21 protein-coding genes are annotated in these 23,408 nt (G+C 67.0%); 8 read left to right on the top strand and 13 right to left on the bottom strand.

From position 1 onward, the window contains the following. Positions 1 to 13 precede the first annotated feature (13 nt). Both ACFTS5_RS19510 and ACFTS5_RS19505 read right to left on the bottom strand, forming a co-directional pair. A complete protein-coding gene (locus tag ACFTS5_RS19510; protein WP_378633448.1) occupies positions 14 to 1,468 on the bottom strand; it encodes a nitrate/nitrite transporter in 1,455 nt (484 codons plus the stop codon). A 254-nt stretch (positions 1,469 to 1,722) separates the two neighbouring features. Next, positions 1,723 to 2,871: an MFS transporter gene (locus tag ACFTS5_RS19505; RefSeq protein ID WP_378633446.1), complete on the bottom strand. Its 1,149-nt coding sequence runs from the start codon at positions 2,869 to 2,871 to the stop codon at positions 1,723 to 1,725. 335 nt (positions 2,872 to 3,206) lie between these two features. Here ACFTS5_RS19505 and ACFTS5_RS19500 point away from each other — a divergent pair, with 335 nt between their 5' ends. From ACFTS5_RS19500 to ACFTS5_RS19475, 6 genes are all read left to right on the top strand, one after another. Then, complete coding sequence (locus ACFTS5_RS19500) at positions 3,207 to 3,878, top strand: FadR/GntR family transcriptional regulator (RefSeq protein ID WP_101466098.1); 672 nt, start codon at positions 3,207 to 3,209, stop codon at positions 3,876 to 3,878. 202 nt (positions 3,879 to 4,080) lie between these two features. Beyond that, the gene (locus tag ACFTS5_RS19495; RefSeq protein WP_378632738.1) at positions 4,081 to 5,565 is read left to right on the top strand and encodes an MFS transporter; all 1,485 of its coding nucleotides are present in this window, start codon (positions 4,081 to 4,083) and stop codon (positions 5,563 to 5,565) included. Between the two features lie 168 nt (positions 5,566 to 5,733). Continuing rightward, complete coding sequence (locus ACFTS5_RS19490; RefSeq protein ID WP_378632736.1) at positions 5,734 to 7,578, top strand: SCO2524 family protein; 1,845 nt, start codon at positions 5,734 to 5,736, stop codon at positions 7,576 to 7,578. Beyond that, on the top strand, positions 7,575 to 8,543 hold the full coding sequence (locus ACFTS5_RS19485; protein WP_378632733.1) for an SCO2523 family variant P-loop protein: 969 nt from the start codon (positions 7,575 to 7,577) through the stop codon (positions 8,541 to 8,543). Before ACFTS5_RS19490 ends, ACFTS5_RS19485 begins: the two co-directional genes overlap by 4 nt. Then, complete coding sequence (locus ACFTS5_RS19480; protein ID WP_378632730.1) at positions 8,544 to 9,542, top strand: SCO2522 family protein; 999 nt, start codon at positions 8,544 to 8,546, stop codon at positions 9,540 to 9,542. A gap of 2 nt (positions 9,543 to 9,544) precedes the next feature. Continuing rightward, positions 9,545 to 10,540 carry an SCO2521 family protein gene (locus ACFTS5_RS19475; protein ID WP_378632728.1) on the top strand — a complete coding sequence of 332 codons (996 nt, stop codon included), beginning with the start codon at positions 9,545 to 9,547 and terminating at the stop codon, positions 10,538 to 10,540. On the opposite strand, the gene ACFTS5_RS19470 is transcribed toward ACFTS5_RS19475, so the two are convergent. From ACFTS5_RS19470 to ACFTS5_RS19440, 7 genes are all read right to left on the bottom strand, one after another. Then, on the bottom strand, positions 10,541 to 11,362 hold the full coding sequence (locus tag ACFTS5_RS19470) for a hypothetical protein (protein WP_378632726.1): 822 nt from the start codon (positions 11,360 to 11,362) through the stop codon (positions 10,541 to 10,543). A gap of 30 nt (positions 11,363 to 11,392) precedes the next feature. Continuing rightward, complete coding sequence (locus tag ACFTS5_RS19465; protein WP_378632723.1) at positions 11,393 to 11,920, bottom strand: GNAT family N-acetyltransferase; 528 nt, start codon at positions 11,918 to 11,920, stop codon at positions 11,393 to 11,395. A gap of 188 nt (positions 11,921 to 12,108) precedes the next feature. Next, positions 12,109 to 13,029: an SCO2523 family variant P-loop protein gene (locus tag ACFTS5_RS19460; protein WP_378632720.1), complete on the bottom strand. Its 921-nt coding sequence runs from the start codon at positions 13,027 to 13,029 to the stop codon at positions 12,109 to 12,111. Between the two features lie 2 nt (positions 13,030 to 13,031). Beyond that, complete coding sequence (locus ACFTS5_RS19455; RefSeq protein ID WP_378632718.1) at positions 13,032 to 14,885, bottom strand: SCO2524 family protein; 1,854 nt, start codon at positions 14,883 to 14,885, stop codon at positions 13,032 to 13,034. Between the two features lie 169 nt (positions 14,886 to 15,054). Beyond that, on the bottom strand, positions 15,055 to 15,906 hold the full coding sequence (locus tag ACFTS5_RS19450) for a TIGR02569 family protein (RefSeq protein ID WP_378632716.1): 852 nt from the start codon (positions 15,904 to 15,906) through the stop codon (positions 15,055 to 15,057). Between the two features lie 111 nt (positions 15,907 to 16,017). Next, on the bottom strand, positions 16,018 to 17,199 hold the full coding sequence (gene moeZ, locus ACFTS5_RS19445; RefSeq protein WP_378632713.1) for an adenylyltransferase/sulfurtransferase MoeZ: 1,182 nt from the start codon (positions 17,197 to 17,199) through the stop codon (positions 16,018 to 16,020). A 119-nt stretch (positions 17,200 to 17,318) separates the two neighbouring features. Beyond that, complete coding sequence (locus ACFTS5_RS19440) at positions 17,319 to 18,407, bottom strand: DUF3152 domain-containing protein (protein ID WP_378632710.1); 1,089 nt, start codon at positions 18,405 to 18,407, stop codon at positions 17,319 to 17,321. 195 nt (positions 18,408 to 18,602) lie between these two features. Here ACFTS5_RS19440 and ACFTS5_RS19435 point away from each other — a divergent pair, with 195 nt between their 5' ends. Then, positions 18,603 to 19,286 carry a TetR/AcrR family transcriptional regulator gene (locus ACFTS5_RS19435; protein ID WP_378632708.1) on the top strand — a complete coding sequence of 228 codons (684 nt, stop codon included), beginning with the start codon at positions 18,603 to 18,605 and terminating at the stop codon, positions 19,284 to 19,286. Positions 19,287 to 19,347: 61 nt separating this feature from the next. Here ACFTS5_RS19435 and ACFTS5_RS19430 read toward each other — a convergent pair whose 3' ends face one another. Further along, the gene (locus ACFTS5_RS19430; protein WP_067450585.1) at positions 19,348 to 19,575 is read right to left on the bottom strand and encodes a DUF3107 domain-containing protein; all 228 of its coding nucleotides are present in this window, start codon (positions 19,573 to 19,575) and stop codon (positions 19,348 to 19,350) included. A gap of 163 nt (positions 19,576 to 19,738) precedes the next feature. Continuing rightward, positions 19,739 to 20,275 carry a YceI family protein gene (locus ACFTS5_RS19425; protein WP_378632706.1) on the bottom strand — a complete coding sequence of 179 codons (537 nt, stop codon included), beginning with the start codon at positions 20,273 to 20,275 and terminating at the stop codon, positions 19,739 to 19,741. A gap of 100 nt (positions 20,276 to 20,375) precedes the next feature. Here ACFTS5_RS19425 and ACFTS5_RS19420 point away from each other — a divergent pair, with 100 nt between their 5' ends. Continuing rightward, complete coding sequence (locus ACFTS5_RS19420) at positions 20,376 to 21,248, top strand: helix-turn-helix transcriptional regulator (RefSeq protein WP_378632703.1); 873 nt, start codon at positions 20,376 to 20,378, stop codon at positions 21,246 to 21,248. Between the two features lies 1 nt (position 21,249). Here ACFTS5_RS19420 and ACFTS5_RS19415 read toward each other — a convergent pair whose 3' ends face one another. After that, positions 21,250 to 21,939, bottom strand: a complete 690-nt coding sequence (locus ACFTS5_RS19415; protein WP_378632701.1) for a ferritin-like fold-containing protein — start codon at positions 21,937 to 21,939, stop codon at positions 21,250 to 21,252. 28 nt (positions 21,940 to 21,967) lie between these two features. Then, complete coding sequence (locus ACFTS5_RS19410) at positions 21,968 to 23,020, bottom strand: alpha/beta fold hydrolase (protein ID WP_378632699.1); 1,053 nt, start codon at positions 23,018 to 23,020, stop codon at positions 21,968 to 21,970. Between the last annotated feature and the right edge of the window lie 388 nt (positions 23,021 to 23,408).

Here is a 23,408-nt window from a genome sequence, read left to right as displayed (position 1 = left end):
TAGTGGTCGGTTGTCAGCGAGCCGACGAATTGGCCGACGAAGCGTTGGTTTCGGCCTCGAGGACCATGTGCTCGGCCTCGACCACCACTGCGGAGTCGGAGGTGAGACGGGGACGGCGCAGGAAGACCGTCCAGGTAACGGCGGCGCAGACCACGTAGAAGGCGAGGAACACCCAGAACGCGGAGGTGGCCGAAGCGGTGCTGGCGTAGGAGCTGCGCAGCACCATGTTGATGCCGACGCCGCCGAGCGCGCCGATGGCGCCGACGAAGCCGATCAGCGCACCGGAGGTGTTCTGCGACCAGGCCGCCTGCTCGACCCGCGAGATCGGCAGGCTCTTGGACTTGGCCTCGAACACCGACGGGATGATCTTGGTGACGGCGCCGTTGCCGAAACCCGACAGGACGAACAGGGCGATGAAGCCCGCGACCAGCAGCGTCATGGTGGCACCGGTCGCGATGCCCTTGTTGCCGTCGGCCATCGTCGACGCGGTGATCACCAGCAGCGCGGCGGCCATCATGGCGCCGAAGGTGGCGATGGTGACCTTGCTACCGCCGATGCGGTCGGCCATCTTGCCGCCGTAGGGGCGGGCCAGCGAACCGAGCAGCGGGCCGATGAAGGCGATCGACGCGGCGTGGACGGCGGCCTGGGCGGCGGTGTCGCCACCGGCCTTGAAGCTGATCTGCAGGATCTGGGCGAAAGCGAAGCTGTAGCCGATGAACGAGCCGAACGTGCCGATGTAGAGGAAGGCGATCGCCCAGGACTGCGGTACCCGCAGGGCCTTGACCATGTAGGACATGTCGGCCTTCTGGTTGGTCAGGTTGTCCATGTAGACGGCGGCGCCGACGGCGGTGACACCGACCAGGACCAGGTAGACCGCGCAGATCACCGAGGCGTAGTCGCCACCGAGGGTGACCAGCACCAGCAGGCCCAGCAGCTGGATCACCGGGACGCCGATGTTGCCGCCGCCGGCGTTCATGCCCAGCGCCCAGCCCTTGAGCCGCTGCGGGTAGAAGGCGTTGATGTTGGTCATCGACGACGCGAAGTTGCCGCCACCGAAGCCGGCGAACGCGGCCACGACCAGGAACGTGGTGTAGGAAGTGCCGGGCTGGTTGACGAAGTACAGCGTCAGCAGCAGCGGGATGAGCAGCAGGAACGCGGAGAAGATCGTCCAGTTGCGACCGCCGAAGCGGGCGGTGGCGACGGTGTAGGGGATGCGGAGGAACGCGCCGACCAGGGTGGGCATGGCGACCAGGAAGAACTTGCCCGCCGCGTCGATGCCGTACTTGTCGGTGGGCATGAACAGCACCATCACCGACCAGATCGACCACACCGAGAATCCGATGTGCTCGGCGATCACCGACCAGATCAGATTGCGCTTGGCGACGTCCTTGCCACCGGCTTCCCAGGCCGCGACGTCCTCGGCATCCCAGTTGTCGATGTCGTGGTTCCGCTTCAGCGTGCTCAAGATTGGGCCTCCCAAAAGTGCGATGGCCCAACGGTAGGAAATGGGTATTGCCGAAATGCTGCGGGAAATGTCGCTTGAATCAACGGTTTCTCACCTTCCCCCGATCAGGGAGGTGAGATCAGCCCTTTTGTTTCCGGCATGTGTCGCAACGATTTCCGCGCGTAAGGAAGCAGCAAGAAATCATCGGAAACGCCCGTGAGGGTGTGATCTACACAGCATTACTCCGAACGCACCGGTTCGCAACTCGAACGGTGAGATCAATTCCAGCTGTCTTCGAGCATGCGCGGCTTGCAGGCTTGCCAGGCGCCCGCGAGGAGCACACCGAGGGCGACGAACAGCATGGCGAACGGGACGAGCCAGCCGCCGGTCCAGGTGTGCAGCATGCCGAACAGCAGCGGGCCCGTGCAGGCGATCGCGTACCCGACGCCCTGGGTGAAGCCGGACAGTGCCGCCGAGCCATGGGGGGTGCGGGTGCGCAGGTTGATCAGCGTCAGCGCCATCGGGAAGGTGGACGGGCCCAGACCCAGCAGCACAACCCACAGCAGGGGTGCCTGCATCGGCGCCACCAGCAGGCCGATGAAAGCGGTCGCGAACAGCACCATGCAGCCGACGACGACGGGGAACGGATTGCGCGTCCGCGAGACCACGGTGGGCGCGCCCAGCGCCGGGATCAGCCCGATCAGCGCGAACAAGCCGACCATGCTGCCGCCGAAACCGGCGCTCGCGCCCGCGTCGGACAGGATCTTGGGCAGCCAGGCGAACATGGCGTAGGTGGTCAGCGAGGTCATGCCGAACATGCCCGCCATCCCCCACGCCACCGGCGAACGCCAGACTCTGCCGGTCTCGGGCGCCTCGGCGGGTAGCGCGGTGGTGTCAACGGTGTCGCGACCACGCCGATCGCGCAGCACGACGAACCACGGGATCGCGGCGGCGAAACCGACCAACGCCCACACCCCCATCGAGATCCGCCAGCCGTGCGCCTGCGCCACCGGCACGGCGATGAACGCCGGAATGACGGTACTGAGCTGCACCATCACGATGTAGAGCGAGCTGATCGCGGCCAGATGATCGCCGAAATACCGCTTCACCAGCGGCGGAATCACCACATTGCCGATGCCCATGCCGAGCAGCGCCACCCCGGAGAACGCCAGCAGTCCACCGGTACCGGTGGAGAACACCCGCACCAGCGACCCGGCGCCGGCCAGCAGCATCGCGACGAACACGGTTCGCTCCAGCCCGAACCGGCGCACGAACAGCGGCGCGATGAGCCCGGCGAGACCGAACATCGCGGTCGGCAACATGCCGAACACCCCGACGATCCCCGTCCCGTACCCGACCTCGGCGCCGATCGTCTCGGCAAGCGGACTGAATGCGGTGACGGCGGCGCGCAAGGTGAGCGCCGACATGATGATGGCCGCCAGAACGAGCAGCCGACCTTCGATCAGCGACCGCTGGGTGATCTCGGAAGGCGGGTCGACGTGACCGCGCCGGTCGTCCTCGAGGGTCGACCCGGCGCCGGAAGCTGGCTGGAAATCACGGAGCGGCGGCACCCGGAAATCATAGGATGACCCGATGACTACTGCCAAGCGACTGTGAGCGATCTCCCGCGAGAACACGGGTAAATCACCGGGACCGGGCTACCGCACAACCGACCTCTCGTCGGCCGCCGACCCAGCTCACCCCGTGCACAACTCCGGCCTGAAGTCCCGGAGAGGCGGAACAGCCCAGTAACCTTGCTGACGTGCAACCCGTCCGGCGTACCAGCCTCATCGCCCAGGTCACCGAGCAGCTTCGGGCCGAGATCCGTTCCGGCCGTTGGCCAGTGGGCCAACGGATCCCCACCGAACCAGAGCTCACCGAGCTCACCGGGACCGGCCGCAACACCGTGCGCGAAGCCGTCCAGGCGCTCGTGCACGCGGGCATGCTCGAACGCCGTCAGGGCTCGGGCACCTATGTGATCGCCACCTCCGAGGTCGGCGGCACCCTGGGCAAGTACTTCGCCGACGCGCACGAACGCGACATCCTCGAACTGCGCCAAGCTCTCGACACCACCGCGGCGGGCCTGGCCGCGCGCCGCCGCGACGACGCCGATATCGCCACCCTCCAGCGCTTGCTCGCCGAACGCAGCAACCGGAATTGGGCCGAGGCCGACCCGGTGGCCATCGCCGCCGACGTCGAATTGCACCGCGCGATCGTCGTCGCCAGCCACAACGCGGTATATCTGGAGTTCTACGATTCGCTGCTGCCGATCATCGAGCAGGTGATCCACGCGCGGACCGCGAAATCCGACGACGCGTACGACACCGAGCACGCCGAGCTGGTCCAGGCCGTCATCGACGGTGACGCCGAGCGGGCCGTGCAGGCGGCCAACTGCTTCCTCGGCTCGCTCATCGCCGAATATCCGGACCGCTGAGCAGCGCGGAGAGACGCTTCCTAAATCCAGGTAACCGGGCTGTCACCACCAGCGAAGTCGCACGGTGAGCCGTAGTTGCCGGGAACGTCACCTGCGGCCATTGTCACGCAACAACCGGCTCCTACCTTTATCTCGACACCGCAGGGAGCATCGTCGAACACCAGGCGAGCCGCTCCTATCGAGCCCGATCGAGAGGAAGCCGATGACCGCGATAGCCGCCACCGGCCATGAGACGGAAGCCCCGTCCTTCGAATACCAGAAGAAGGGCCGCTGGATCTCCCATTGGGACCCCGACAACAAGGGGTTCTGGGAATCCGGCGGCGCGAAGACTGCCAAGAAGAATCTGTACTTCTCCGTATTCGCCGAAAATCTCGGCTTCAGCATGTGGGTCATCTGGGGCTCCATCGTCACCGCGATGGGCCCGGCCGGCTTCGAGTTCCTGCAGGGTCTCGGCAAGGGCAACGCGGTCGCCGTGAGCAACGCGCTGCTGCTCACCTCGATCCCGACCTTGGTCGGCGCGGCCCTGCGCATTCCGTACACCTTCGCGGTACCGCGGTTCGGTGGGCGCGCGTTCACCGCGTTCAGCGCCGCGATGCTGTTCCTACCCGCGCTCGGCATCCTCTACTTCGTCAACCAGCCGAGCACGCCCATGTGGGTGTTCCTGGTGCTGGCCTCCCTCGCCGGTGTCGGTGGCGGCAACTTCTCCTCGTCGATGTCGAACATCTCGTTCTTCTTCCCCGAGGGCAAGAAGGGCGCCGCGCTCGGCCTCAACGCCGCGGGCGGCAACCTCGGTGTCGCGCAAACCCAGCTGATCGTGCCGCTGCTGATCACCTTCGGCACCCACATCATGGCCAAGGACGCGGGCGGCTACCGCTTCGGTATCACCCTCGCCGTGCTGTTCTGGCTGCCGTTCATCGCGGTCGCGACCCTCGGCGCGCTGTACTTCATGGACTCGCTGGCCGAGGCCAAGTCCGACGGCAAGTCCTACAAGCTGGCGCTGACCAACCGGCACACGTGGATCATGTCGTTCCTCTACATCGGCACGTTCGGCTCGTTCATCGGCTTCTCGTTCGCCTTCCCGACGCTGATCAAGGCCACCTTCCCCGACCTCGCCAAGATCGGCTGGATCACCACCCTGGGTAACCTGGCCTTCCTCGGCGCCCTGGTCGGTTCGTTCAGCCGCCCGTTCGGTGGTTGGGTCTCCGACAAGATCGGCGGTGGCGCCAAGATCACGGTGTTCGTCTTCGGCGGGATGTCGATTGCGGTGGCCTGCATCGTGGCCGCCGTCGACATGAAGAGCTTCCCGCTCTACCTGACCGCGTTCCTTGCCCTGTTCATCCTGGCCGGTATCGGCAACGGCTCCACCTACCGGATGATCCCGTCGATCTTCAACGCCACTGCCAAGAAGTACGCCTCCGAGCACGGCATGGACCTGACCGAGGCGGCCACCTCCGCCAAGCGTCAGGCCGGTGCCGCGATCGGTGTCATCGGCGCGGTCGGCGCCGCGGGCGGGTTCGTCGTCCAGCAGGCCCTTCGCCTGTCCAACGTCCACCTGAAGACCATGGCCCCCGCCTTCTGGGCCTACGCCGCCGTCTTCCTCGTGATGGCCGCCGTCACCTGGTGGTGCTACCTGCGCACCTCCTTCGCCACCGACAAGGTCCCCTCGCTGGCCTACGCCAGCGTCTGATCCATCCCCACCCACCCGGAAGCCACGTTCGGTCCCCTCCCGAACGTGGCTTTCGGCTGTTACGCCGTTTCCGTTGTTACCCACGTCGAAACGTATTACGGCACAACCGATGACAAGGACGCGTCCCAGCGTCCACACTGAGGAGGCAGTTGCACGGAGGGGACATCGGTGAGAATTCGACCGCGGCAACAACTTCTGGATCTCTGGCGCGCCCACCTGCGCACCTCGTTCCGCGAGGGCGGGTGGGTCTGGGGCGGACGCGACGGACGCAATTCGATCAGCGACGCCGAACAGCTGATGTGCCTGCTGTATCCGTCCACCGAACTGGCGAGTTTCGCACTCGACCCGGACAGCATCGAGTCCGCCGACGATATCGCCGCGGTCATGGCGGCGCTCGGCGACAACCTCCGGGTCGGCGGCGCCCTGGTGACGAAGATCGAGGAGTTCTTCGACTCCTATACCGACGCCGACGGGAATCCGATATTCGCGGGCGGCAGCTACTTTCGCGACTCGGGCTTCGGAGAGCCCTCGGCGGCGCAGCGTGAGCTCGAGGTGGTCGACTCCTATTCGATGTCGCTGAGTCTGTGCATCGCGTCGCTGCGCTTTCTGCGCGGTCTCGACCGGTATCTGGTGCACGAGGTGCGCCGCGAGGGCACGCACCTGAAGGAGCGCATCCACGCGCTGACCCCCCGGGTAAGCGTCCGACTCACCTCCGCGATGGGGGGTCTGATCCGAAGTTTCGTTATCCACACCCCGCCCTTCTCCTCCTCCGCCGGGCAGGAGATCCTGAAGCTGGTGAACCAGACAGGCGCCCCGGTCAAGGATGTCATCGCCGACTTCTCCGGTGCGCTCGAGCAGATCCGCGTGCAGGCCGAGAACGACGTGCGCAGCGGCCACACCCCCGGCCTCGATCTGCGCGACGACAACCTGGCTTTCGAATGCGGCTGGGCATGGGGTATCGACACCAATGCGGGCCCCGCCGTCGAGGTCACCGGCCGGGTTGCCACCCAGCCCGGTTACGCGGTCACCGAGCCGTACCTCTACTTCACCCTGGTCGCGCTCGACGGCATCAAGGACCTGTACTCCCAGCGGACCCAGGAACCGGCGCTCCTCGAGCCGCATCAGCTCCAACTGGCCGAGGCGCTGAAGCGCCGCGCGGAGCTGACCCAGCGCTACTGGTCCACGATCTCTCGCTTCGGAACCGGGCGCTGGCCGCTGGAAGACCTGCCCTGGCGCACTTCCGACGGGAAACAGTCGGACTACTACAGCCTGGCTGTGACGGCATTTCTCATCCAGGACTTGCTGGAGCGGGAGTCCACCACCGATCTGGCACGCACTGTCGGGGTGTTACGGCAGTTGGCCCAGCGTGCCCGGATCATCAACCGGCAGGTCCCCGACGATCCTGCCGCTCGTCTGCACTATCCCGGAATTACCCTGACGCTCAAGGGATCCGAGGCCATCGAGCCGGGCACGGTGCTGGGTTATCACGTCAGCGACTTCACTACGCTCCTACTCAAGCGCAGCCTCCAGGCCGCCCGGCTGGCACGTGACGTGGACACCCGCGAGGAGCTGCTCGACCTGGCCGCCTCGGCCCTGCAGCACATGCAGGACCGAGCCATCACCGGCGGCCGTTCCGCGGGCCTGTGGGACAACCTCGGACCGGTCGGCGATGCCGCCGACGCCGCGCCATCGTGGTTCCTGACCGAACGCATGATGGAGTGCCTGGTAGTCGCACACAACACCTACACTCGACCCCCGCTGGCCACCCAGGCAATGGTGAACGCCGCGATCGGCAAGCTCAGTGAGGCCGAGCATCTGCTCAGCCAGGAGTTTCTTCAGGTCAGCGATGCCGTGTACTCGTCGCGATTCCAGGAGCTGGCCGCGATCCAGCAGTCGCTGGACCGCGCTGACGAGATCCTGAACAAGCGACCGCACACCGCCGAGGCGCTGGCGGCCGACGCGCTGCTTCGGCTCAACGCGCTCGCCTACGCCCGGGAGGACGCCACCCGATGAGCGCCGATGACGCCGCGCCGATGCTGGTCTTCGCGACCTCTGACAAGGGAGGCACGGGGCGGTCGGTTACCAGCTGCAACATCGCCTACAGATTGGCTCTGCACGGCCTCGATGTCGCCTATGTCGACTTCGATTTCGGCTCTCCGACGGCGGGCGCGCTGTTCGAGATCGGACACGCCGAACGCGGCATCACCGATGACCGCGGGATGCATTCGTATCTGCGCGGGAACACCGGCGAGCCTCGGCGGCTGATCGTCGGCCGGGAAACCGACCGACCCCAACTACGCCGCGACGCACCTGGAGCTGGGCAGCTGGTCTTGTTCCCCGGCGACCTGGGCGGCGCCGAATTCGGCTGCGACAATGCCATGGTGGCGCGCGGAACCGCCTTGTTCGCCCAGCTGCTGAGCGAATTCGCCGTGGTGATAGTCGATCTCAGCGCCGGACGCTCGGTCGCGCTCGAGATCGCATTGCGGGCCACAGCCTCGACCATGCTGGCGCACCGCGCGCATCGTTGGCTGGTCTTCCACCGGTGGACGCGCCAGCACGTGCTGGCGGCCGGCGGCCTGGTACACGGACAGCACGGGCTGATCAAGACCGGTGCGATCTGGGATCGTCAGCGCGACAAACTGCTCACAGTCGAGAAGTCCGAACAAGCCCGCCTCGCATCGATGCGTTGTGTGCGCACGGCAGTCGCCGCATCGGACCGGACCCGCACAGTGGACCGGCCTGCCCAGGCTGCCTGGCTGAAAGAACAGGCGAACGCCTTGCGAGAACTGGCCACCGCCAAGGGTATCGGCGCGGCCATGGTGCTGGGGCAGACACCGATCGAGCCGATGCTGCAGTGGCGCGAACAGCTCATCCTCGATGCCGACGTCAACGCCGGCCTCGCCGATCCGGCAACCGTCGCGGCGTACACGGATCTGGCTCGGCGGCTTACCGTTCCGACGACCTGGGACATCGAATAAATGAATCTGCCAACGTATCGGGAAGCGTCGGAGGAATCCGCCGTCGCGCCACTACCCATGGCCCATCTGTCGATCGAGATCTGCCACTTCCGGCACGAGGAAATCCTCTACGACACCGACCTGGTCCGCGCCCAATTCCGGCGCGCGGTCCCGCTGGTCGCCGCGTTCATCGAGTCGGCTCGGATCGAGTACGGGCCGGACACCAGGGTGAGTACCTGCTACCTCACCGACGATTACTTCCAGCCACGCTTCGAACCGGCCGAGGTGCTCGGCAGGCTGCTGGGCGCCGCGGCCGACGCCGGGCTGACCATCGACTATCTGGCCAGGGAATCCGGTTGCCACCGAGCGCCGGTTTTCGCGGGCGGGGTCGCCGTCGGCGCACCGATCCCGGTCGCGGAGATGGTGGCGGCGCGGCTCGTCGCGCAGCCAGAGGACGAGGAGGTCGCCAACGGCAGCAGACCACCGACCACCGAATCCGGCTGGCTGTGCAACGGGCGTCGGGAACAGGACGATTCGTCCCGCCTCGCCATGCATCCGCAGCCATATCGGCCCCCACAGGAGTACGGCCGCGGCGAGCATTCGATCTTCCTCGACGTGGAGTTGTGGCACGACCGGGACGAGGCCGCACGACGCTGGTCGTGCCCGTTCCTGGCTGCGGTATGGCAGCTGTTGCGCCTGGGCATGCTGCGCTATCACGGTGCCCCCGTCGTGGATCCGCAGCTGTGGCCCGGCGATCGCGAATGGCCGGACAGCTGGGAGGACCTGCCTCCCGTGGTACGGCTCAATCCGGACGCGGCGCCGTTCACGGCGTATCGGACGCTGTCGATGCTGCCCAAGCGCTATCTGCTGATCGAGTCGGCGGTGCGGGTCATCCTCGATCATCTCGCGCCGGATGACGACGTCGCCGCTCAGGTCGCCACCCAGGGTAGTGCCGAGCAGGTGGTGGTACCGCCCAAAGTCGTCGAACGCGTGGGGCACCTGCTACTCGATGGGACCTGACCGTGCCGCCTACGCCGCCGCGCCGCCCCGCGCCGGGACTGCCGACCCCGCTCGTGGTGCTGGGCGAAATCCGTACCTGCCTGCTGCCGCATTCGATGACCTTGGACGGCCAGGCCACCGACGAACTGCTGGCGACGGTGGCCGGGGCGTCCGTCCTGCGCCGCGAACGTCCTGGCCCGCTTGCCTTCTCACCGCGCCGAGCGACCGGCGTCGACTGCCATCTCGGGTGGGGCGCGACAGCGACCGCGCGCGTGGTGGGGACGGTGGCATCGACTGTGGTCCTGGTGGGCGGCCGATTGGTCCAGCTGTCGTCGCACACCACCGTAGTGCGGGCCCAGCAGAAAAAGCGCAGGCCGTGGTCTCATTACATCAGCCGGATCGGCGTGACAGAGGTGATCGGTGAGGTGCCCGACCGCGCGGTCGCCGACAAGCAGTTGGTCGCAGGCTATTTCGCCCCACCCGGCCCGAACACGCTGGATCTCGCCTCGATCTGTGCCAGGCATCTCGATGACCTGAGGTCCTCGCCGCTGCTGGATCAACGGCCGCAGCTGAGGGCGCCGACCACGCGCCTGCGGTGGACCGCCGTCGTCGGGGGTAACGCCGGCCCGGCGGTATCGCTACGTCTCGAGGACGAGCTGTGCAGGGCGTTGCGGGTCACGGTGCGTGCGGCTACGGATCTGCCCGATGCCCTGCGGTTCTGCCAGGATGTCGCCGTCCACGACTGGCTCCTGACGGTCATCGACGCCAGAGTGCGGGCGGCCGAAGGGCTGGACGACGGGCAGCAGGTCACCGTGCTCGCGCCCGTGCTCGAACATCTGGCGCACCTGTGGATGCCGGGCGCACAGGTCCCGGCCGCGATGCGGGCGCCGTGGCGGGACTTGCAGGCCGCGGCCAACTTCTCCAAACAGTGGACCGCCCGCGTGGAACAGGTGCAGCGCCGGATCGACGTGGCGACGTACTACGCCGCACGCGGCGGAAACCTGTCCGGCGACTGGTGACTACAGCCGGAACCACCGGCGGACCAGCAGCGCGAAGAACACCGACATCGAGACCGCGCCCAGCCACGCTTCGGCGGCGAACAGGATTCGCGCCTGCGGAGCCATGCCCACCGCATTCGCCGGATCGAGTGGATTGAGGAAGGTGAGGACACCCAGGTAGACGACCTCGCTCCACGGCTTGTTCCCTGCCCACAACAGGGCGAGTGCGGTGCACACGATGATCTGCACGACAACCCAGCCGAGCAGCCGGAACGGCTGATACCCGTAACCGCACAGTAGATCCGAGACGATGCTGACGCCACGCCGCCAACCCGGCGCGGCGGTGCGACGGCGGGCTCGCGCCAGCGCCAGCGCGCAGCGATCCTCGGCTCCGGCATTCTTGGCGCGGCGGTGCAGCTCCACGGCGCCGCTCCAGGCGCGCACTGCGTGCGCAGGTAGATCGGCGCGGGTGAGCGCGGTGGCGAGCGTCTCGTATCGGGCGGCGAGCAAGGTGTTCTGGGCCGGGCTCAGCCGCAGTGGCCCGCGGAATTCGACTTCCGCGGCGATCAGCCCGGCGATCAGCGGCGTTCGCCAGGCCTCGTCGCCGGGTGCCGCGTTCGGGGCCCGCTCGTACAGCACGCCGAAACGCAGCTTGTTGCTCTGCCGCCCGCGGATGAGCAGTTCGGGGCGGTCGAGCAGGGCTTCGATGTGCGTGTCCAAGTCATCCAAGGTGCCGGTTCCGGCGACCCCGACCTGCTCGAGTCTCTGGGTGTAGCGCAGTGCGCGATCGCCGATATCGGCGATGACCGATTCGTGCGATGACTGCGGCCTACCCCCCGGCATCCGAATACCCCCGCATCGAGCCCAGCCGAATCAGGTTCCAGTGTAACCGTTTTCGCCGGTTCCTACCGAGTGGTCGCCGGGTAGGCGGTGCAGCTTGTACACCAGCACATCACGCGGTTCGTCTTCGCCGAAGTATCGCTCGTCGTGCTCGCGTAGCACGAAACCGAACTCTCTGAACAGGTTGTAAGCCGAGACGTTCTTCGGGTCGACGGTCAACCAGATCTCGTCGACATCACCTTTGTGCCGACAAACCCGGATGCTGCGCCGCAGCAGCCCACGACCGTAGCCGTGACCGCGCCGATCGGGCGACACCGCCAAACTGATCAGCCACGCTCTCGAACCTTCGCCCATGATGGTCATCGCGTATCCGACAACCTTGTCCTCGTCGCCGCAGGGCTCGACGGCGACGACGCAGCGCGAACTGTTCAAGTCCATGAACTGGCGCAGGACGAAGAAGGGGTAACGGTCACGGAAGGCCGCGCCATCGATCACCTGAATATCGGGCAGATCGGCCTGCGTGGGCTCCCGATACCGCACGGCTTCCTCGATGGTGGTCATCTGCTCCCTTGCGTTCGCGCACAAGAACCTATGAAGTCAAGCCTAGACGCCGCACCTGATCACGAACATCGAAATCAGAGGCAGTGTACTCAGCTTTTACACGACAGCATCCGCGACATCGGAGGTGCGTGTCGGGTCGCACTGCCTTACACGAACACGGTCACATCCCTTCTTCGCCGGCGCAACCCCTACACCGGTACCCACGTCGCTCTGTCCACCAGTCGTCGCGCCAGGTTGTCGAAAGCCACCACCGTCGCCCAATTCGCGATACCGGCGCCAACATCGGCATCGAGAACAATCTGCTCCCGCCACTGCAGCAACCGGTCGACGGGGACCTCCCCCAGCGACACGCTGTCACCGAGTCGATACTCAGCAGCGAGAGACCGCAGGACATCGTGTTGTTTGAGCAACCAGGCCGCCTGTGGACCGCCGCCTGCGGCGTGCTCGCCGGTGACGCAGGGAACAGCAGTGCGCACGAAGCGGATTCTGGTCCGGAGGTCGTCAAGGCCATAACCGAGCTCGACTGCCCTCGCCAGCAGGCCCTTGGGTCCGTGCACCACACGCTTCGCGGACATCAGGTGCTGGCGGGTCCAGCGGTGGTAGACGAGCCAGTACACCTCGTTGTCCGGCATATCCAGTGGCCGGGTGGCTTCCAGCGCTATCTGCATCGCCACCGATCGGCCAGCGCTGAGGTCGACGATCACCACCTTGAAGGTGCTGTCCAGGTCGAGCAGTAACTCACGGCAGCGCCGCACCACCTGACGATCGTTGGCCGACACGGCTTCGCCGCAACCCTCGTCACCCGGCAGGAGGACCAGCGCGGCCCCGCGAGAGCGTCGGCTGTGCAACGCTTTTCGATGGGTACTCGCCCGCACGTCCACGCGCCGATGGATGCTGTCGTGGCCGAGCAGATACGAGTGCAGCCCGTTGCCCGTCTCTGCGCAACTGTCGACCGAGCCGATCTCGAACACTGCGCCCGCGCTGGGCGAGCCGAGATCGAAATCGACGTAGGCCGTGCTGATGCCGTGCAGGCTGAGCCGGTAGGCCAGATTGCAGCTGGTCACCGACTGGCCGACACCGCCCTTGCCGGAGGCAGCGAAGACGATCATCGTCAAGAACTCCGCATCGCGTCGAGGCGGGCCCAGGCGAGTCGATCGAGTTCGATCAGTGCCGCCGAGACGAGTGTGAACGCGGTTCCCGGCTGCGCATCAATGACGCTCCTCGCCCGGTCCAGCTTCTGCTCGACAGCGTCGAGCGCGAACCGGTTGGCCGAGGTGTCGTAGACTCCGACGTCGAGCATCGCTTGATTCAGCAGGTGCTCGGCCTCGTGGAGCAACTCGACTGCCCGGACCACCATCGCGGGCGATCGCAAAGATACCGCACGATAAGTGCGGTCGGCGGCGACCAAGCACTTGACGATGCGCTCGGTCATGTACCACGACGGGAGCGGCCCGCGCTGTGCCGACGCACCGAATGCCGCGCCGGGATCGTCCCACAGACCGGCCGCGTCGCCATCCGAAATCATCCGATGATCGAGGTGATCCATCACCTGCTTCGCCAGTTCCATCAGCTGGTCACGGGCGGTGATGTTGCCCGACAAGCGAGCCGCCCGCAGCAGCCGCTCGAGTAGTACCGGTGCGAAATCCGAGGCGATCCAGTCCAGTCGAGACCCACCGCCGTCGACGAGTTCGCTGCCGCGCAGTGTCATCCGCACACCCGGACAGTGCAGGGCGACCGACGGGTCTGCCCGCGTCGGCCTTCGCGTGATTCGCCCGCGTCGCGCCAGCTCGTCGAAAATGCCGACCGCCCTGGTCAGATCGTCATCAGCGGCGCTACGTTCGACCAGATCCTGGATCAGCACCGCCGAGACGAGCAGACTGAAATAGTCCGATTCCTCGCCGTCGGATGTACGCCACGGAATATCTTCCAGCGGCCAGGTTCCGGTGCCGAAACGGGCGACAGTCGACCAGTAGCGCTGGGTGATTTCCCAGCGCAGTCGCAGCGCCTCGGCCAGACGTTGCTGGGTTTCGTCGAGCAGGCCGAGTTCCCTGGTGCGTGATGACAGCACGTCGCTGATCGCATCGAGTGCGGTGATGGTGAAGTGGAGATAGGGCCGGCGGTCGGCGAATCCCTGACAGGAACCGATCGTGGTCGGCACGAAATCGACCGGGCCGGCTTCCTGGACGATGCCCCAGCTCCAGCCACACTCGAACAGCAGATCCTCGTTGTCGAGTTCGGACACCAGCGCCGGACCGAGCATCACATCGCAGCGCAGACGGGCCCGCACGCGTTCGAGGCTCCGAGAGATGTCATGGATCACAGAGCTCTGCGGCTGCCCCGACTGATTCAGCATCCCGAGTATCGCTCTGCCCGAAGGTGAGTGCGGGGCGAGCGTGTCGACCGCGAAACTGCGCACGAGGCCGGTCATCGCGGCAGTCAGCCGGGTGCTCACATCGCGGCTCAGGTCGGCGATCCGCGTGCTGATCGCTGTGCGCCGCTCAGCCTGCGCCCACCGGTCGAATCCGCGCGCGAAACCGAGCGCCGCGATACACACGGTGACCGAACGGGAATACCCGTCGACCACCTCGAGAGCGCGCTGCGCGGCCGTCGGATCACCATCCTCGGGCGATCTGAGATAGCTGCCCGCGGCGAAGCGCGGTACGTCGTCGGCATCGGTGTTCCGGGCCAAGTACTCCTCGATGAGACCGAGAACCGTGGTGCCGATTCCTACCGGTCCCCCGAAGGCCGCCAACACCTTCCGCACATCCTCGGACATCGATGCCGGCTGATCCAGCGCGAAGGTCTCGATCTCCGCCGCTGGATACAACAGGCACAGCAGCTGTTCGGAATCGCTGATCGAGTCGGCGCCGAGGATGCCGTCCCAGCGCCACTTCTCGTCCCGATAGCAGGTCGAAACCATGGCACCCCAGATGTCCAGGATCTGTTGTCTTGGCTGGATTCTCATCGCAACAATCCTCACCGCTCGTGACTGCCGCAGTGAGTCCGCGAGCCGACGTAGGACGCACGGCAGCGATGCTCGATGAAAATAGCACGGCTGATACCAGAAAACGTTGAGTGTCAACAGTTTTGAGTCCGACGCCGACCGATAGGTCAGAGCAGGTGCGGTTTCCGCCTTACAGTGCCAAACGGACCATGTCCGCGGTCCGAGCGAGTCCGGGGAAGGCTTCGGGGGTCGAACGCGGGTGCAATGCGTGGACCGCCAGGCGGAACATCAAGGCGCGTAACAGCATTTGGGGCCATTCGGGCAGAGTCGCCCAGCGGTCGAGTAAGCCGTCATCGCCCCCGCCCCAAGCCAGTGCGTCGACGACGACGACCCCCGCGGCCCAGGTGGCGGGGCGCCAGTAGGGGGTGATGTCGGTGAGGCCGGGGGTGTGGGCGCCGGTGAACAGGACGGTGCCGAAGAGATCGCCGTGGACGAGTTGGTCGGGGCTGCGGACGGGTTTGCGCAGCGTGGCGAGCTGGCCGATCAGTTCGAGGGACCGCTGGCCGTCGGGGGTGGCGGCGATGGGGACGCCGCCCGCGCGCAGGGTGCGCAGCGGGACCGATTCCCAGGCGGCGCGGTCGGCGGCGACGAACACGTCCACGTCGACCCACGGGGCGACGGGCGGCTGGACCAGGAAGCGGGGGCGTTCCAATTCCGCTGTCGCCTTGTGCAGACGCAGGGAGACCGAGACGACCTCGTCGTGGCGGGGCTCGGGGGCGCCGTCCACGAAGGTGTCGGCGCGCCAGCCGGAGACAACATAGCGTCCGTCGGTGGCGCGGACGGGGCGGGCCACCCGCAGCCCGTCGACCGCCAGGTGTTCGCGTACTTTCGCCGACCACGCGGCCCTGGCGTGATCGGCGACGGGGCTGAGCACCACGTCACCCATGCGCCAGCCACCGTCCCAGTCTCCGAGGGAAACCGGCGTCACTTCGCGAAGCCCGAATGTGGCTCGCACATGCTCGGGAGGTTCGACTGAGGTCACGGCCGTACCGTAACCCCGCGATCACCGCAGGCGACCCAAGGCACGCTGTGACAGTCCACTTTGCGACCTCACCGCAATATGCGATGAGGTCGCAAACCGGCAGCTATCGGGTCAGTAGACCGGAAGCGACGGATCGACCTGCTTGGCCCAGGCCACCACGCCGCCCTGCAGATGCGTCGCGTCGGCGAACCCGGCGCGCTTCAGCGCGGCCAGCGCCTCCGCGGACCGGATGCCGGTCTTGCAGTGCAGCACGATCGGCTTGTTCTGCGGCAGTTCGGACAGGGCCTCGCCGGACAGGATGCGATCCTTGGGGATCAGGGTCGCGCCCGCGATGTGGACGATGTCCCACTCCACCGGCTCGCGCACGTCGATCAGCTCGACCTTGTCGGCGTCGAGGAGATCCTTGAGCTCGGCGGCGGTGATGGTCGACCCGGCCGCGGCGGCGGTGCCTTCCTCCGACACCACACCGCAGAACGCGTCGTAGTCGATCAGTTCGGTGATCGGCTCGCGCTGCGGATCGCGGCGCAGCTTGATGGTGCGGTAGTTCATGTCCAGTGCGTCGTAGACCATCAGGCGGCCGAGCAGCGTCTCACCTATGCCGGTGATCAGCTTGATCGCCTCGGTCACCATCACCGATCCGATCGACGCGCACAGCACGCCGAGCACGCCACCCTCGGCGCAGGACGGGACCATTCCCGGCGGCGGGGCCTCCGGGTACAGGTCGCGGTAGTTGATGCCGCGACCGTCGGGGGCGTCTTCCCAGAACACCGAGACCTGGCCCTCGAAGCGGTAGATCGAGCCCCACACGTAGGGCTTGCCCGCGAGGACGGCGGCGTCGTTGACGAGGTAGCGGGTGGCGAAGTTGTCGGTGCCGTCGACGATCAGGTCGTATTCGGCGAACAGCTCGACCGCGTTCTCCGGTTCCAGACGGATCTTGTGCAGCCGCACGTCGATCCCGGAGTTGATCTCCAGGATGGAATCGCGGGCGCTGTCGGCCTTGGGACGGCCGATATCGGATTCGCCGTGGATGATCTGGCGCTGCAGGTTGGAGGCGTCGACCTCGTCGAACTCGACGATGCCGAGAGTGCCGACACCGGCCGCGGCCAGATAGAGCAGGGCAGGCGAGCCGAGACCGCCCGCGCCGATCACGAGGACCTTGGCGTTCTTCAACCGCTTCTGACCGTCGACACCGAGATCGGGGATGATCAGGTGCCTGCTGTAGCGAGCGATTTCGTCTTTGGTCAGTTCCGCGGCCGGCTCGACGAGCGGCGGCAACGTCCCATGAAGAGACACGTGAGAACTCCTGTATCTATGGCGGCGGGCGCGGCCGTGAACCGGTGGCCGCTCTGCTGACTACAACAAGACCCGCCGCGCTGTTCTTCCCCGTTCATGTTCCCGCATGGGCGAGGCCACTATCCGCGCGGGTACGGCCAGGGGTTGAAGCGGCAGGTCTTGCCGTCGGCGGGGACCACACCGTGGGGGTCGAGCAGGGCGATGTCGTTGTTCTTGGTGCCGAAGGTCTGCTGCATCATGATCGGCGCGAGACCGCCGTCGGTCTCGCACGGCTGATGGCCGTGATAGCCGATGGCGTGGCCGACCTCGTGGTTGATCTGGTACTGCCGGTAGGAACCGATGTCGCCGTCGAAGGCCAGCGCGCCGCGGACCCAGCGGACCTCCGAGAGCACGACCCGGTCGAGGTCGGCGTTGTAGCACGACGAGTCGATCGGGATCTCGAAGCCGCAAGCGGCGCGAGTGCTTTCGCGAGAGGTGAGCGAGAGCCGGAAGTCGGCCGGGCCCGCGTCGATGCGCTGGAAGCCGAACTTGGGGTCGTTGGTCCAGCTCTTCGGGTTGGCCAGGGTGGTCTCCACCATCTTCGCCACCGCGGCGTCGCCACCGAACGGTGCGGTGTCGATGCCGTCCTCGACTTCGACGGTGTAGCGGAACACCCGCTCGGTGCCGGCGCCGACCTGGCCGCTGGTACCCGGCACCACATGCCAGGTGCCTGCCGCGCGCTCGACGTAGTCGCCGCCCTCCGGCAGCGCGCCCAGTGGCAGATCGGCGGGGAACTTGCCGTCGCCGGGGGGTGCGCCGATGATGCCGGACTGCGCCACCTTGGGACTCAGCGCGCCGAAGCCGGGATCGCTCGGCGGCGGGATCGGTCCGGTGCGCACCGCGTCGACGACGACCAGCACGGTGATGGCGAGCAGCACCGGCAACGCGTAGGCACGCCACCCGTAGGCGGACACGAATCGACCGAGCGCGCTCTGCTTCTTCGCCTCCCGCTGCGGGCTGCGCGGGCGGCCGTTGTCGTGGTCGGTGGGATCCCATCGGGCACGCAGCGGCTGGCGGGATCGGTCAGCGGGCTGATAGAGCCCGAGCGGGTCGTAGACCTGCAACTCCCGCCCCTCCGGCGCCGACGTGACAGCACCGGACTCGGAGGGTTGCGTGGAGCGAGCGACATCGCGCCCGCCGTCGGCATGGTCATCCGTCCGGTCGGTCACCCCATCAGATTCTCACAGTGCGCAAATCCGCCGTACGGGCGGCCGGAGGAGATCGCGCGGTTACGGCCCGGCGAACTCCGTGGACTGGTACTACATTTCCAGGGCGAGACGCAGGGCGAACACCGTGCGAGTATCGTTCGTGGGATACCCGACCGCACACCCGGCGGCCCGGGGAATCGACTATAGAGAGCCGAGATGACTGACCTCGTGGACCGCATGCCCTCGCGCCGATCGGTGCCGGAGACGGTCCCGGCCAAACGCGGCACCCGCCTGCCTCGTGACGAGCGCCGCCAGCAGCTGCTGCTCGCCGCCAGTGAGGTCTTCGTCCAGCGCGGCTACCACGCGGCGGGCATGGACGAGATCTCCCAGGTAGCCGGGGTCAGCAAGCCGGTGCTGTACCAGCACTTCGCCAGCAAGCTGGAGCTGTACCTGGCGGTGCTGCAGAACTACGTCGACATCCTGGTGTCGAGCGTGCGCCAGGCGCTGCGCTCCACCACCGACAACAAGCAGCGCGTGCGGGCCGCGGTCGCCGCGTACTTCGATTTCGTCGACAACGAGATGCAGGGCTTCCGCCTCGTCTTCGAATCCGACCTCACCAGCGAACCGCAGGTGCAGCGCCGGGTCGAGCAGGCCACCGAGGCGTGTGTCGACGCGGTGTTCGATCTGGTCGCCCACGATTCGGGTCTCGACCCGTACCGCGCCCGCATCCTTGCCGTCGGCCTCGTCGGCGCCAGCCAGTTCTCGGCCCGCTACTGGCTCGAAGCCGACCGTCCGGTCCCCAAGGACGAAGCCGTCGACACCACGGTGTCGCTGGCCTGGGGTGGCCTCAAGCACGTGCCGCTGACCGCCGCCCAGCGGGCGTACTCCCCGGACCTCTGAGTCCGCACCGACGAAAAATGCCCCGCCATCGGAAATGGCGGGGCATTTTCGTGTTCGCAGCTCAGATCGTGGCGAAGCCGACTCGGCCGACGGCCGGGGAACCGATTTCCACGTAGGCGACCTTCGCGGCCTGGATCAGGAACTTGCGGCCCTTCTCGTCGGTGAGTGACACGACACCGGCGGAGCCGCTCAGCGCATCGGACACCAGCGCCTCGATCTCATCAGGGCTCTGCGCACTGTTGATCACGAGCTCGCGCGGGCTATCCGAAATACCGATCTTGACCTCCACGGCCAACCTCCGAACGTAAGAGTCCTGTGTTGTCGACTCCCAGGCTAGTGCAGGCGGCCGACGCCGGTGTCACAGCCGCCTGCGCTCTGAGCGAACGGATCAGGCGTACCTACGCTTGCGCTCCGGCCGTGCGCGGCTGAGGAACACTACGCGTCGGTGTCCTTTACGCAGGTTCGATCAGTTCGATTTCGAGTTCGATCTTCACCGTGTCCGACAGCATGCCCGGCATCGCGACGCCGACGCCGAAGTCGGTGCGCTTGATGGCGCCGGTGGCGGAGAAACCCGCGTGCCGGGTGCCGTCGGGGAAGTCGGCGATGCCGCCCCATTCGACGTCGAGGGTCAGCGGCCGGGTGATGGCGCCGAGGGTGGCCTCACCGGTGACGGTGAAGGTTTCGGCGACCCGGACCGGCTGGGTGGCACGGAAGCTCAGGGTCGGGCGGTTGGCGACGTCGAGGAAGTCGGCCTGGCGGATGTGGGCGTCGCGGTCGGCGTTGCCGGTGTCGAAGGAGTCGAGTTCGATCGTGGCGCCGAGGGTGGCCGCGCCGGCTTCGTCGACGACGAACTCGGTCGCGAAGCGGGTGAAGCCGCCGCGCACCTTGGCGATCCCGAGGTGGCGAATGGTGAACGCGACCGAGGAGTGGGCGGTGTCGAGGGCCCAGGATCCGGTCTTCAGCTGCTGGGTCTGTGTCGAGGAAGTCATGCCTCCACCCTGTCCGGACTGCGGTCCGTTAACCAGACCGCGGTTATCCTGGTCCTGGCAGGGCGTGGCTGAAAACTCCACGACCAGGGAGGATCGAGGCATGGTTGGCGCAGACAGCACGGATCATCCCGGCGCCCGGTCGGCGTTCGCGGAACTTCTCATCGCCCGTCGCGCCGAGTTGCGCCCGGAAGACGTCGGCCTGCCCGGCGGCGGCAGGCGGCGCACCCCCGGCCTGCGCCGGGAGGAGGTCGCGGTACTCGCCGGGGTGAGCGCGGACTATCTGGCGCGACTCGAGCAGGGCCGCGATACCAACCCGTCGATGGCCGTGGTCGACGCACTCGCCACCGCGCTGCGGTTCAACGACACCGAGCGGGCCCATTTCGGCTGGCTCGCGCTGACCACCAGCAGCGAATCCCGGTGCCCGAGCACGGCCTTCGACCCCGATCTCGATCAGGTGCCCGCCGCGCTGCGCAGCGTGCTCGACGCGCTCTCCCCCACCCCCGCGTTCGCGCTCGGACCCCGGGCGAACGTGCTCGCCTGGAACAGCGCGTGGGCCGACCTGGCCACGCCGCTCGGCCTGCTCGACAACCCGGACATGGTCAACCTCGCCGTCTGGGCCTTCCGCCATCCCCTGGCTCGGACCACGGTCACCGATTGGCCCCAGTTCGCCGATCATCTCGCCGACCAGCTCGCCAGAACACGCCTGCGCCGCCCTGACGACGAACGTATCGCGGGCGTGATCACCACCCTCTGCGAAGAACCCGAATTCGCTCGCCGCTGGCAACCCCACCGCCTGGCCGAGGACATCCCCACCCTCCTCGGCTTCGAACATCCCAGCCGAGGCACCCTCACCTATACGGTGCAAACGCTGTCCGCGGACAAAGACCAGCAGGTCGTGGTCTGGCTGCCACGCGAAACAGCCGCCCGCGCACCAGAATTGCGCTTGGTGCAGCAACGCGTGGTGGGCGGATAACCTACAAACCCAGTTCCGCCATGCGGGCCGCGTGCCGCTGCTGCATGCGGTCGAACAGGGTCGCGATGCCGTTGAGATCGCCGGTGGCGGCGAGGACCAGTTCGGCCAGCTCGTCGCGCTGGGCCATCACGAACTGCGCCTGCGTGATCGCCTCACCGAGCAGCCTGCGCCCCCACAGCGTGAGGCGGTCGCGCTCGGAGCGGCTGGCCGCCACCGCGCTGCGGACCTCGTCGACCACGAACTGCGAGTGACCGGTCTCGGCGAGGACATCGCGCACCACATCGGAGACCTCGGTGGGCAGTGCGCCCGCGATCTCGGTGTAGAAGTCGGCGGCCAAGCCGTCTGCCACGTAGAACTTCACCATCGACTCGAGCCAGGTCGACGGGTCGGTGGAGGCGTGGTAGGAGTCCAGCGCGCCCTGGTACTGCGCCATCGCGGCCTCGGCGTCGGCACCGCGCTCGGTGAGCGCCGCTTCGAGGGTCTCGAAGTGCGCGAGTTCGGCGGCGGCCATCTTGGCGACGCCGATCCGGCCGCGCAGCGACGGCGCCTGCTTCGCCTCTTCGGCGAGCCGGTAGAACGCGGACAGCTCGCCGTAGGCGAGGACCGCGAACAGCTCCGTCACCCCCGCGTGGTCCGCGGCGAGCGGCTCGGTCGAGAAGAATTCCGGCGCGGCAGAGGTCTGGGCTCCCATGACTGTCAACAATAGTCCCGATCGGTGCTCAGTCGCGTTCGGCCAGGAATTTGTCCAGGTGTGTCCAGGTCGTCTCGCGGGCCTCCGGTCCCGTGAGAATACCGAGGTGACTGCCCGCAACGACCTCGTAGGTGACCGATGGCGAGCCCGACAGTGTGCGCAAACCGGCCTCGACAGCGGCCTTGGGGGTGATCACGTCGGACTTGCCGCCGATCAGCAGCACGGGCACGCGCACGTCGGCGAGTTCGATGGTCCGGTCGCGCAGTTCGAGCTTGCCGTTGCCGATGTCGTTGGCCAGCATCATCCGGCCCCACAGCTGGTTGTAGAAGCGGCCGGGGTAGCCGGGCATGGCGGCCTGGAAGCGGTCGATGGATTCCATCTTGGCCAGGGTCTCGGTGTTCGCGATATTGCCGGCGATGAATCTCGGACGCGCCAGTTCACGGTCGTAGGCGGCGAGCCGGTAGCCCAGCTTGGTCAGCGGTGCCGGAATGCCGCCCGCGGCCCGGACGAACGCGGTGGTCGCCCAGCCGCCGGTGAGGCCGGCGACGGCACGCAGCTGCGGAATTCCGAGCATCTTGTCGTAGTCGAGCGGCGGGCCGACCCCGGTGACCGAGCGGATCGGCAGTTCCGGATTCGCGGCCGCGGTGAGCAGCGAGAACATGCCGCCGACGGACCAGCCGATCAGGTCGACCGGGGCACCGCCGCGATCGGCGCTCACGCGCAGGATCGCCTCGGGCAGGATGTCGAGGACCCAGTCCTCGAAGCCCATCCGGCGATCGGCGAAGGAGATGTCACCGTAGTCGATCAGGTAGGGCGCACGACCGGTCTCCACCAGGTACCGGGCCACGCTCTGGTCGCGGCGCAGGTCGAAGCAGGTGGCGGGCGCGGCCAGTGGCGGCACCAGCAGCACCGCGGAATCGCTTGCCGCAGACTGGAATTCGGTATCGTAGCGACGCAGCAGACGGTGCGGCTCGTCCCACAGCACGGTCGAGGGGGCCGGGTCGACGGGCTCGATGCCCGCGCCGAAGCTCAGCGCCCACGCGTTGCGCGCGGCAGTGGAGACGGTGTCGGTGATACTCACGACTAGAAATGTCTCACACACAGTACCGCCGGTACCAGTGAGCTCGATTACACCGGTGGACACGCGCGAAATCCGGCATCGATGAATTGCGCTGCGACACACCACCGGTGCCGAGGTAATCCCGTGGCGAGCCCGTATTCGCGCGGCATTCAGCCACGTCGAAATTCGGATTCCGCAGAATATCACGCTACAATCTCCGTGGACAACGCTAGTTTCGACGCCCGGACATACTCCGCGGCGTGGCACTCCACCGGCGCACAGCGCGGGCGGACAGCGGCGTTGCCCAGACAGCAATGTCGAAGAAAATGTGCGCGCAACGAATCCGCATCACCGCAGCGCCGCGCCGATGACACCGTCTCGACGACCACGCATAACGCCTGGTCGGCGA

Origin of the sequence: Nocardia sp. NPDC056952, from assembly GCF_042674185.1 — a bacterium.
Taxonomy (GTDB): Bacteria; Actinomycetota; Actinomycetes; order Mycobacteriales; family Mycobacteriaceae; genus Nocardia.
This window is presented reverse-complemented; position numbering and strand designations above follow the sequence as displayed.